Origin of the sequence: Shinella yambaruensis (assembly GCF_022899355.1) — a bacterium.
Lineage (GTDB): Bacteria > Pseudomonadota > Alphaproteobacteria > Rhizobiales > Rhizobiaceae > Shinella > Shinella yambaruensis.
The window spans coordinates 77485-87537 of the sequence record NZ_JALJCK010000019.1 but is presented as its reverse complement, the minus strand read 5'-3'; the positions used below and the strand labels follow the sequence as shown (position 1 = coordinate 87537).

The following is a 10053-nucleotide window of genomic DNA, read 5'->3' as shown; positions in this document are numbered from 1 at the left end:
CACCGCGTCTTCATGAACGGCAACAAGACCATCGTCTTCCCGCCCAGCCCCGGTTCCTACGCCTCCGAGCGCATGGGTTGAGCCGAAGACGACAAAAGGCCGGCGAAACGCCGGCCCTAGCCTGGTGAAGAGCGCCGCACCACCCATCGACGTCATCCTCGGCCTTGAGCCGAGGATCCAAGTGTCACCCGCGGCTTGTGGATGGCCGGGTCAAGCCCGTCCATGACGGAGGGGAAGGGCATCGGTCTCCAAGGCTGGCGGTCTCTCCGGCTTCTTCATATTCGGGAACGCCTGCGATCGCCTCGATGGCTTGCCACAAGCAGACGCTCGACCCGATCAACGCCGGATGCCGCGGGGCTCGCGCCTTTTGGTTTCGCATCCGCGGAAATGGAGACGGGGCTCAGCCCTCGGCGTAGCTGCCGTCCTCGCGATGAACCTCGCTGCCCGAGAGCGGCGGGGTGAACACGCAAACCAGCAGAAGCGCTTCCTTCGCGCGCAGGATATGGGGATCGTGCTCGTTCAAGGCATAGATCGTTCCCGGGACGATGGGAAAGACCTCTCCCGTGGAAACATTCTCCACTTCGCCCTCGCCGGAGATGCAATAGTTCGTTTCGAAATGGTTCTTGTAGTGCAGGTGCAGTTCGGCACCTTTTGCCACCCGGGTCTCGTGAACCGAGTGTCCCATTCCATGTTCCCGCACGATCATCCGGCGGCTCTGCCAGCCGGGACCCGACGCATCCCGCGGCGTACCTGCAATCTCCTCAGATGTGACGACGATCATGTTTGTTTCCTCCTTCTACTCGATATCCTGCTCGATGCCCGCGAGGGCTGGTTCTATCCGTGCGGCGGCTCCCGTGATTATCACGCCCATGGCGCGCGAGATATGCCTGCCGGCCGCGCAGCGTCCATCCCATGGGGAGAAACCGTGGCGGCGCATCCCACCAGGCCTGTTGGCATATGGCGCGATACTTCAACGCGTTCGCGTGTCGGACAAGATCGTGGAGATCATTCCTCCGGCGTTGAGGATCCGGATTTCTCGTTCCGTTTCCACGGCCGCCCTTCCCACCAAAGCCTGGCTTTGGCCGTCGGCGCGGCGGATGAGCAATTTCAGCTCGCTTCTCGGCTCCACCGCCGTGGCATCGATCGCGATCCTGTCCTGCGGTCCTATCGAAAGCGGCACGGCGCGATCGATCACCACGGGAAGCACGCCCATGCCGATGAGGTTGCTGCGGTGGATGCGCTCGAAGCTGCGGGCGATGACGGCGCGTATGCCGAGGAGGGCGACGCCTTTGGCCGCCCAGTCGCGCGAGGAACCGGTGCCGTATCGTTCACCCGCGACGATGACGACCGGCCGGTTTTCCTGCCGGTAACGTTCGGCGATCGCCCAGAGGGGGCCTTCCTCCATCGTTGGGGCATGGATGGTGCGGGCGGCGGGCCGGCCGTCGATCAGCAGGTTGCCGGCGGTGCGGTTGTCGAAGAGGCCGCGGACCATAACCTCCCAGTTTCCGCGGCGGGCGGCGTAGACATTCAGGTCGTCCGGCGGATCGCCATGCGCGACGAGATGCCGTCCCGCATGGCTGGCCGCGCCGATCTGGCCGGCCGGCGAGATATGGTCGGTGGTCATGTCGTCGCCGAGAACGAGCAGCGGATGGGCTTCGTAGGCGCCGAGCCGGCTTGCCGTCCGTGCGGAGGCGAAGGGCGGGCGGCGGATATAGGTCGATGCGGGATCCCAAGGAAACCGCGCGGAGGCGGGGGCATCGAGCGCCTGCCATGCCGCGTTGGCTGCGGCCTGCGCGAAGGCCTGTCCGAAATCGGCGGGGTCGGAGGCCCTCTGCACAATGGCATCGATCTCCTCGCTTGCGGGGAGGAGATCGCCAAGGCGGACGGTTTCCCCGTGCGGGCCGCGGCCGATGTCGCGGTTCATCGGATCGGAGACGAATTTGCCGATGAGCGAGAGGGCGACGACGAGCGGTGGGGACGCGAGGAAGCCGAACTGGAGGCTTGGATGGACGCGCCCGGGGAAATTCCGGTTGCCGGAGAGGAGCGCGGCGGCGACCGTTCCGTCCGTGATTGCCGCGGCCATGTCCGCTTGCAGGGGGCCGGAATTGCCGATGCAGGTCGTACAGCCGTGGCCGACGATGCCGAAGCCGAGCGCTTCCAGGTCCGCAAGCAGGCCGCTGCGCGCCAGGAAACGCTCGGCCGCGGGGGAGCCGGGCGCCAGCGATGTCTTCACCCAGGCGGGCGGGCGAAAGCCGAGGCGCCGTGCTTTCCGGGCAACGAGGCCGGCGGCGGCGAGGAGACGCTGATCGGAGGTGTTGGTGCAGCTCGTGATGGCGGCAATGGCAATCGCGCCGTCCGGTATGGTTTTTCCGGTTTCGAAGGGCTTGCCGCTTGCTGCCTCCAGTGCCTCGGCGGCCGTTGCGACGGGCAGCCTGTCCTGCGGGCGTCGGGGGCCGGCGAGGATCGGTTCGATTGCCGATAGGTCGAGATCGATTATGCGGCTGTAGCGCGGTTCCGCCGCCGGGTCGAACCAAAGGTGGAGGGCCTTTGCAGCCCTTTCGACGAAGGCGCAATGGTCCGCGCTGCGGCCGGTCTGGCGCAGATAGGCGACGGTTTGTCCGTCAATCGGGAAAAAGCCGGTGGAAGCGCCGTATTCGGGCGCCATATTGGCGACGACGGCGCGGTCGCCGCAGGTCAGCGCCGGGACGCCTTCGCCGAAAAACTCGATGAACTCTCCCGATATGCCGTGCTTTCGGAGCAGATGGGTGACCTCGAGTGCAAGGTCCGTGGACAGCACGCCCGGGCCGAGCCGGCCGGTGAGACGGACCCCGACGACGTCGGGCAGGCGGATCGTCACCGGCAGGCCGAAGAAGACGCTCTCGGCCTCCAGGCCCCCGACGCCCCAGGCGAGCACGCCGATGCCGTTGATCATCGGCGTATGGCTGTCCGTACCGATCAGCGTATCCGGGGCGGCCCGACGCGTGCCGTCCCGCTCGACGACCTCCATGACCGTGGCGAGCTGTTCGAGGTTCAGCGTGTGCATGATGCCGGTGCCAGGCGGATGCACCCGCACGCCCGGCAGTGCCGTGGTCGCCCATTTCATCAGGCGGTAGCGCTCGCTGTTGCGATCCATCTCGCGCTGCATGTTGTGTTCCCTTGCATCGCTGCGGCCATACCGGTCGACGGCCACGCTGTGATCGACCGAAACGTCGACGGGCAGCACGGGTGTCAGGCGCGACGGATCGCCGCCTGCCTCCGCGATGGCGTCCCGCATGGCGGCGATGTCCACCAGGGCGGGAACGCAGGTCGTGTCGTGCATGAGGACGCGGGAGGGGTGGAAATCCACCTCCGCCTCACTCGTGCCCTCGCCGAGCCAATCGCGCAGGGCGTCGGTGAACGCGGCAAGGCGCGCGGGGTCGCGCCGGGCGACGTTTTCAAGCAGGATGCGCAGGACGAAAGGCAGGCGCCGGACTTCGCCGAAGGCCGCGCGCAGGTCAATGGCTTCGACCGGACCCGTCTCGGTTTCGATCCACAGAGCCATTTCGCATCTCCAAAGTGATTTTTAATACGTAAAAAGCCAATAATTAGAAAATGTCAACGAGTTTCCGACGATTCATTGGCTTTTAACGCGGTATATATGCAAAGATCCCTGCCTCTTGTTTCCTTTGCCCGCAGCATGGAATAACCTCCAGCCGATTGCTTCAGAAGACCGGACGGTATCCATGCGCTCCAGCCAGCTCGCCCAGACCATCGCGAACGAAATCACGCTTCTCGTCACATCCGGCGAGCTTTCGGTGGGCGAACACCTGAAGACGCAGCAGCTGGCGGACCGTTTCGGCGTGTCCCGCTCGCCGGTGCGCGAGGCCATGGACATGCTGGCAAGCCAGGGGCTGCTGGAGCAGAAGGAAAACCGCGGCTTCTTCGTCCGCGAGGCGGCGAGTGGTGTCGTCGAGCAGGTGCGCGATGATACCGGACCCTTCGAGGTCGCCAACGACTACCAGCGGCTGGCGGAGGACTGGCTGACGGACCGCATTCCTGCCGAAGTCACCGAACAGATGCTGCGCGAGCGCTATGAGCTCACCAAGTCGCAGCTCAACGACATCCTGATGCGTGCGACCCGCGAGGGCTGGGCCGAGCGCAAGCAGGGCTACGGCTGGCGCTTCCTGCCGGTCGCCAAGACGCCGGAGGCCTTCGAGCAGATCTATCGCTTCCGTATGCTGATCGAACCGGCCGCGATGCTGGAACCCGAATTCCGGCTCGACCGCAAGATCATCGACGAGCAGCGCCGGATCCAGAGCCGCATGCTGGACACGGACATCGAGCGGCTGCCGGCCGAACGCCTCCTGCACAATGGCGCGCTCTTCCATGAGGAGTTGATCAAGATGGCCAACAATCCCTTCTTCCACATCTCACTCGTGCGCGTGAACCGCATGCGGCGCCTGCTGGAATACCGCTCGCGCGTCGACCGCAGCCGCACCGTGCGCCAGTGCCGGGAACACCTCGAAATCCTTGATCTTCTGGAGCGCGGCGAGGTCGTTGAGGCTTCCTACGCGATGCGCCGGCACCTCGGCGGTGCACTCTCCAAGAAGTCGCCCATTACTTGGTCCTGGTCGCACCAGGCGCATGAAAAAGACAATCTCGAAAAATAGTGATTGCATTTTTAGATTTAAAAAGCCAATAATCTCCCCGTGACGCAGAGCGGCGATTTCGCTCGTCGCCTCATGGGAGATATCTGATGAAAATATTCGTGACGCCGTGTGATGGGATCGGTCCGGAGATCACAGCGGCAACCATGGAGGTCCTGAAGGTCGCCGATGCGGCGTTCGGTCTGGGCCTCGAATACCACTTCGAGGACACCGGCTTCACGAGCCTGGAAAAGTTCGGCACGACGCTGCGCGACGAGACGATCGAGCGCGCGCGCACCTTCGACGGCATCATCCTGGGGCCGCAGTCGCACATGGATTATCCCGCCCGCGACAAGGGCGGCGTGAACGTTTCGGCCGGCTTCCGCGTCAAGCTCGACCTCTATGCCAATGTCCGCCCGGCGCGTTCGCGCCCGTTCCTCAACGATGCCAAGAAGATGGACCTCGTCATCATGCGCGAGGCGACGGAAGGGTTCTATCCCGACCGCAACATGTATGCCGGCACGGGTGAATTCATGCCGACGCCGGATGTGGCGCTCTCGGTGCGCAAGATCACGGCGTCCGCCTGCGAACGCATTGCCCGCCAGGCATTCCTGCTCGCCATGAAGCGCAACAGGAGGGTAACCGCGGTCCACAAGGCCAACAACTTCATCCTGACGGACGGCCTGTTCCTGCAGCAGGTGCGAAAGGTTGCCGCCGAGTTCCCCGACGTGACGCTCGACGATTTCATTATCGACGCGATGGCCGCCCATCTGGTGCGCGACCCCTCGCGTTTCGACGTGATCGTCGCGACGAACTTCTATTCCGACATCCTGTCGGATCTCGCCAGCGAGCTTTCGGGCAGCCTCGGCCTTGCCGGCTCGATCAACGCCAATGCCGAGACCGGCCTCGTCTGCGCCCAGGCCCAGCATGGCTCCGCACCCGACATCCAGAACCGCAACATCGCCAACCCCACCTCGCTCATCCTTTCCGCGGCGATGATGCTGAGCTGGCTCGGCGAGCAGCGCGGCCTGGCGCATTTCGAGGCGGCCGGCGCGGAAATCGAACGGGCCGTCGACGAGGTTCTCGCCGATCCGGCGTCCCGCACCCGCGATCTCGGCGGGACCACCAACACCGATACCTTCGGTTCGCTTGTCGCGGGCGCGGTTCGGGCGGGCGGCGGCGAGCGGAAACGTGCCAGTGCCTGAGAAGAGCATTTGCATTTTGATTTTTTAAAATCCAAAATGCAAAGCATGAGGAGGCGAGGGCAGGGAGTGGCCCTCGCATGACGTGCCCGGCCGCTCCGAAGCGCGGGCCAATCTTTTGGGAGATGAGAGATGAATTACACAATATCCGCCCGCTCGGCCGTCTTCGCCGTCGGCACGGCGCTCATGACCGCCTTCGCCGCCGCCGCATTCGCACAGGACGTTCCCGCCGGTTATCCGGCCGGCTATGCCGACGTCATCGCCGCGGCAAAGGAGGAAGGCACCGTCTCGGTCTACACCTCGACCGATGCCGCCCAGTCGCAGAAGCTGCAGGATGCCTTCACCAAGAAATACGGCATCAAGATCGCCTATAACGACCTCGGAACGAACGGTGCCTACAACCAGGTGATCTCGGAAGCCGCCGCCGGCCAGACGACGGCCGACGTGGTCTGGAGTTCCGCCATGGACCTGCAGATGACGCTTGTCCAGGAAGGTTATGCGGCCGAATATGCCTCGCCGGAAACCGGCCACTTGCCGGCCTGGGCCAATTACAAGAACATGCTGTTCGGCACGACCGTCGAGCCGGTCGGCGTGATCTACAACACCAAGGCACTGTCGGAAGACAAGCTTCCGAAGACCTATGCCGACATGATCGCCTTCCTCAAGGACAACAAGGCCGAGCTTCAGGGCAAGGTCGCGACCTTCGACCCGGAAAAGAGCGGTTCGGGCTTCCTGCACCACTCGAACGATGCCCGCAACCGATCGGACTTCTGGGATCTCGCCAAGGCCATGGGCGAGGACGGCGCGAAGATCTATTCCAGTTCCGGTGGCATGAAGGAAACGGTGGTATCGGGCGAAAACGTCATCGCCATCAACATCATCGGCTCCTATGCGCTCGACTGGGTGAAGGAAAGCCCGAACCTCGGCGTGCATTTCGCAAGCGACTACACGCCGGCCTTTTCGCGCCTCGCGCTGATCACCAGGGATGCCCCGCATCCGAACGCCGCCAAGCTCTTCGTCGACTTCATGCTCTCGGCCGAGGGGCAGTCGCTTCTCGCCGAAGGCGGCCTGCCGTCCGTGCGTGACGACGTGACCGCCGGCCTCAACATCAAGACGCTGAACGAGCGCGTCGGCGGCGGCCTGAAGCCGATCGCGGTCGATGAAGGCGTGCTCGAATACATGGAGCCGACGAAGCGCGTCCAGTTCCTCAACGACTGGAAGGCCGCCCTCGGCCGCTGATGCTCAGCCGGCCGCGGCGCTCAGATAGCGCCGCGGCTCCGCCACCGTTTGCGAGAGGCATAGAATGTCCACCCATACACAAGCACCGGCTGCGCTCGTCCTGGCGAAAGCCGCGGCCGAGAAGAAGTATCCGGCCAGGATGCCGCGGCACGGCAATGCCAGCCTTTACCGGCGCGTCGTCATCGGCCTTCTGACAATCGCCGTTTTGGCGCCTGTCGGCCTGATCGTCTACCAGAGCTTCCTGACGGCGGCCTTCTTCAGCCCGCGCGCTCAATTCGGTCTCGACGCCTACAAATACGTCTTCACCGACAGGAACTTCTACAAGGCGCTCGGCACCACCGCCATCTTCTCCTTCGGCATGGTCGCGATTGCCGTGCCGCTCGGCGGCCTGCTGGCCTTCCTGATCACGCGGACGGACATCAGGGGCAGGCGCCTGCTCGAAATCCTCGTGCTCGTGCCGATGTTCATCTCGTCCATCGTGCTGGCCTTCGGCTATACGGTGTCCGTCGGCCCGACGGGCTTCGTCTCGCTCTTCGTCCGCGGCATCCTCGGCTTCGTGCCGTGGAACATCTACAGCCTGCCGGGCATGATCCTGATTGCCGGCCTCAGCCATGTGCCGCATGTCTATCTCTATGTCTCCTCGGCCATGCGCAACCTGCCGTCGGACCTGGAGGAGGCCGCCCGCACCACCGGCGCGTCCATCTGGCAGGTCTCGCGCGACGTCACGCTGCCCATGGTGCTGCCGGCGCTGATCTTCGCCGCCGCGCTCAACATCCTGCTCGGCTTCGAGACCTTCGGCATTCCGTTGGTCCTCGGCGATCCGAACGGCATCATGGTGCTCACCACCTACATATACAAGCTCACCACGCTGTTCGGCACGCCGACCTACCAGTTGATGGCCGTCGTCGCCGTGGTGCTCATCCTCATCACGCTGCCGCTCGTCTGGATGCAGCGCAAGCTTTTGCGCAATGCCCGCAAATATGCCGCGATGGGCGGCAAGGGCGCCCGCGTCGCCACGCTGAAACTCGGCGGGAGCGGCCAGGCCATCGCGCTTTCGATCATCGGCTTCTGGCTCTTCGTCTCCGTCGCCCTGCCGATCGGCGGCATCGCCGTGCGCGCTTTCGTCGATGCCTGGGGCGAGGGCGTCAATCTGCTCGACCATCTCACGTTCGCGAATTTCGACCGCATGCTGGAGGTCCCGAGCCTCGTGCGCGGCATCGTCAACACGGTGCTCCTCTCCGTGGTCGGCGGCGCCGTCGCGGTCGGCATCTACCTGATAGTCGGTCTTGCGGGGCATCGCAACTGGGGCCTGTCGAACACGGTGCTCGACTACATCGTGCTCCTGCCGCGCGCCCTGCCCGGACTTGTCATCGGCCTTGCCTTCTTCTGGGTCTTCCTGTTCGTGCCGCTGCTGACGCCCTTGCGCCCGACGCTGGTCAGCCTCTTCATCGCCTATGTCGTCGTCGGCCTGTCCTATGGTCTGCGTCTCCTGCAGGGCACGCTCATCCAGGTCGCACCGGAGCTTGAGGAATCCGCCCGCACCACGGGCGCCACGATCGGCCGGACCTGGAAGGACGTGGTGATCCCGATCGTAAGGCCCGGCCTTGCCGGCGCCTGGGCGCTGATCATGATCATCTTCCTTCGCGAATATGCGACGGGCGTCTACCTCATGGGCGCGGGCACGGAAGTCATCGGTTCGCTGATGGTCTCGCTTCTCCAGACCGGTGCCATGAACACGATCGCCGCCCTTTCCCTCATCAGCATCGTCTTGACGGGCGCAGGCCTTGCGCTCGCCCTTCGTTTGGGAGCAAAAATCCATGACTGAACTCGTCGTCAGCAATGTCCAGAAATGGCTGGGCGGCCTGCAGATCCTCAAGGGCGCGTCCTTCACGGCGCAGCGCGGCTCCATCGTCGCCCTGCTCGGCGCCTCGGGCAGCGGCAAGACCACGCTGCTGCGCTGTGTCGCCGGGCTCGAACAGCCGGAAATCGGCCAGATCGTCATCGGCGGCAAGACCGTGCTCGACGGCGAGACGAAGATCGCCCTGCCGCCCGAGCAGCGCAATATCGGCCTCGTCTTCCAGTCCTACGCGCTCTGGCCGCACCGGACGGTAAAGGAGAACGTCGGCTACGGCCTGAAGCTGCGCGGCGTGACGCCGGCCGATATCGAAAAGCGCATCCAGGCGATCTTGGACCGCATGGGGCTTGGCCATCTGGCCGACCGCTTTCCCTCCCAGCTTTCGGGCGGCCAGCAGCAGCGCGTCGCCATCTGCCGGGCGCTGGTCTATGAGCCGCGCGTGCTTCTGCTCGACGAGCCGCTTTCCAACCTCGATGCGAAGCTGCGCGAGGAAGCCCGCTACTGGATCCGCAAGCTGATCCTCGACCTCGAAATCTGTGCCATCCTCGTGACGCACGACCAGAGCGAGGCGCTCGCCGCCGCCGACAACATCCTCCTTCTACAGGATGGCCGGATCGTCCAGCAGGGCGGGCCGCAGGAGATCTATTCCAACCCGAACAGCTTCTATTCGGCGGACTTCCTGGGCGCCAACAACATCGTCAAGGCGAAGGTCAAGTCGGTCGACGGCAAGAGCGCCATCATCGGTGGCGAGAACTGGAGCCTTGACGGGACGGTGCGCGAGGCCTCGGGGCTGGCTGCATCGGAGGATGCACGGGCGGTCATCCGTGTCGAGCAGATCAGCGTCAGCGACCAGCCGCAGGCCGGCGGGCTGGAGATGAACCTCGACGACAGCATCTATCTCGGCGACCGCTGGGAATATCGCCTGCGGCGCGGCGACTTCGTTGCCAAGGCGCATGGCGCAAAGCAGCTTTCGACCGGCACGGTCTGGGCGCGCATTCCCTCCGAAAGCGTGTGGGTGTTCTCGGCAGGCCAGCGCTAGCGCCTTTTCAGCCGAAGCGGCATCGCTTCTGCGTCGGACGATGCGGTAGAAACAAGATGCCAGGGCAGTTCCGGCGAACCGGATTTCACAGGA

7 protein-coding genes are annotated in these 10053 nt (G+C 64.5%); 5 read left to right on the top strand and 2 right to left on the bottom strand.

The window, feature by feature from the left end:
• Positions 1-400: 400 nt before the first annotated feature.
• Together MUU56_RS29955 and acnA are read right to left on the bottom strand one after the other, a co-directional pair.
• Positions 401-781: an ectoine synthase gene (locus MUU56_RS29955; RefSeq protein WP_245082022.1), complete on the bottom strand. Its 381-nt coding sequence runs from the start codon at positions 779-781 to the stop codon at positions 401-403.
• Between the two features lie 189 nt (positions 782-970).
• On the bottom strand, positions 971-3541 hold the full coding sequence (gene acnA, locus MUU56_RS29950) for an aconitate hydratase AcnA (RefSeq protein ID WP_245082015.1): 2571 nt from the start codon (positions 3539-3541) through the stop codon (positions 971-973).
• A gap of 181 nt (positions 3542-3722) precedes the next feature.
• Here acnA and MUU56_RS29945 point away from each other — a divergent pair, with 181 nt between their 5' ends.
• From MUU56_RS29945 to MUU56_RS29925, 5 genes are all read left to right on the top strand, one after another.
• Entirely contained in the window at positions 3723-4649 is a 927-nt protein-coding gene (locus MUU56_RS29945) for a GntR family transcriptional regulator (RefSeq protein ID WP_245082014.1), read from the top strand.
• 86 nt (positions 4650-4735) lie between these two features.
• Positions 4736-5830, top strand: a complete 1095-nt coding sequence (locus MUU56_RS29940) for an isocitrate/isopropylmalate dehydrogenase family protein (RefSeq protein ID WP_245082013.1) — start codon at positions 4736-4738, stop codon at positions 5828-5830.
• Positions 5831-5959: 129 nt separating this feature from the next.
• Positions 5960-7066: an ABC transporter substrate-binding protein gene (locus MUU56_RS29935; RefSeq protein WP_245082011.1), complete on the top strand. Its 1107-nt coding sequence runs from the start codon at positions 5960-5962 to the stop codon at positions 7064-7066.
• Between the two features lie 64 nt (positions 7067-7130).
• Positions 7131-8891 carry an ABC transporter permease gene (locus tag MUU56_RS29930; protein ID WP_245082009.1) on the top strand — a complete coding sequence of 587 codons (1761 nt, stop codon included), beginning with the start codon at positions 7131-7133 and terminating at the stop codon, positions 8889-8891.
• Complete coding sequence (locus MUU56_RS29925) at positions 8884-9960, top strand: ABC transporter ATP-binding protein (RefSeq protein ID WP_245082006.1); 1077 nt, start codon at positions 8884-8886, stop codon at positions 9958-9960. The genes MUU56_RS29930 and MUU56_RS29925 overlap by 8 nt, the downstream gene beginning before the upstream one ends.
• The last annotated feature ends 93 nt before the right edge of the window (positions 9961-10053 follow it).